At 70.3% G+C, this 1,482-nt stretch carries 1 protein-coding gene and 1 pseudogene; both read left to right on the top strand.

Features of this window, described 5'->3' with window-relative positions; all coding sequences use genetic code 11:
- A partial coding sequence (locus tag HMPREF3115_RS32340) for a sigma-70 family RNA polymerase sigma factor (protein WP_256276117.1) occupies positions 1–1,114 on the top strand: 1,114 nt, incomplete at its 5' end.
- Positions 1,111–1,482 (top strand): annotated as a pseudogene (locus HMPREF3115_RS32345) (acetyl-coenzyme A synthetase); the annotation flags it as partial. The gene HMPREF3115_RS32340 and the pseudogene HMPREF3115_RS32345, both read left to right, overlap by 4 nt.

The following is a 1,482-nucleotide window of genomic DNA, read 5'->3' on the forward strand; positions in this document are numbered from 1 at the left end:
GCCCGCGTACCGCGCCGCGGTGCGCGATGCCGCGGCGCTGCTGCGCCCGCTGCGGCTGTCCGCACGTGCGGTCGAGCGCATCGGCGCACCGCTGCGCGGCCGCGCACGACGTCATCGCGAACAGCGCGCGCGTATGACGCGCGTGCTCCACCATGCGGGCATCCCGTCGCAGACGACCTGGCGATGCCACGACGCGCACGACGACGATCACGCGCGCTGGCTCGCGGCCGGCATCGCCGCGCATCCCGAATGCGAGCGCGCGCTGATCCGCAGCGCGCCCGTGCTGTTCGATGCGCGCGAAGCGATCGCAGCCGATGCACGCGCATCGGTGCTGCCGCCGCGTACGGTCGCGCTGCTCGATGCGCGGCTCGATGCGATCGAACGCGCGACGCACGCGGCGAAGATGGCGTTGTTCGACGCGAACCTGCGGCTCGTCGTGTCGATCGCGAAGCGCTATCCCGATCGCGGGCTCCCGTTCGCCGACCTGATCCAGGAAGGCAACATCGGGCTGCTGAAGGCGATCGACCGCTACGATCACCGACGCGGCTTCCGGTTCTCGACCTACGCGACCTGGTGGATCCGGCAGTCGATCACGCATGCGCTCGCCGATCTCGGACGCACGATCCGCGTGCCGACGCACACCGTCGATGCAATCAACAAGCTCGCGCGACTCGCGCGCGAACATCGGCAGCGTGCGGGCGCGGCCGCGACGCCGGACGAGTTGGCCGCTCAGATGGGCGAGCCCGTCGACAAGGTGCGCGAACTGATGGCGATCGTGAAGGAACCCGTTTCGGCCGATCTGCCGATTGCACCGGACGGCGACATGACGTTCGTCGACGTCGTGCCCGATGCGTCGACGCCGTCGCCGGAAGACGCGGCCGACGCGGCGCAACGGCGCGCTGCGATCGCCGCCGCGATCGACCGGCTTCCGCCGCGCGAAGCGCTGATCGTGCGGCTGCGCTACGGGCTGCATGCGGGCGAAGGCTGCTCGCTGCGCGACATCGGCCGCCGTCTGAATCTGTCCGCCGAACGCGTGCGGCAGATCGAAGCGTCCGCACTCGCACGCCTTCGCGCATCGGACGCGCTCGCGGTGCTGCACCCGTTCGTCGGATGACGCGCGTGCACGATGCGCCCACTGCGCCGCGCGTCGTGTTGACACCTGCAACAGCCGCTGCTGCATTTCGGCGCACGCCCGCGGCCGCCGGCGGCGGCGTCTGCGTCGACCGATCAACGCACGGCGTGCCTGCCGCCTCGCACCGGCGGCACCGGCGTACACACAGCGCGCATCGTCGCGCGACTGGCATGCATGTTGCGTTTCGTTCGCCATTGCATGACACGTTGCGCTTTTCCACGGAGAACACCTTGACCGCCCTCGTCTCGATCCTTCACGAACGTCGAATCTTCGAACCGACGGCCGACACGCGCGATCGCGCGACCCTTTCCGGCATGGAGGCCTATCGCGCACTGGCCGCCGAGGCCGAG

The sequence above is a fragment of the Burkholderia sp. HMSC10F09 genome (assembly GCF_001806955.1).
Taxonomy (GTDB): Bacteria; Pseudomonadota; Gammaproteobacteria; order Burkholderiales; family Burkholderiaceae; genus Burkholderia; species Burkholderia multivorans.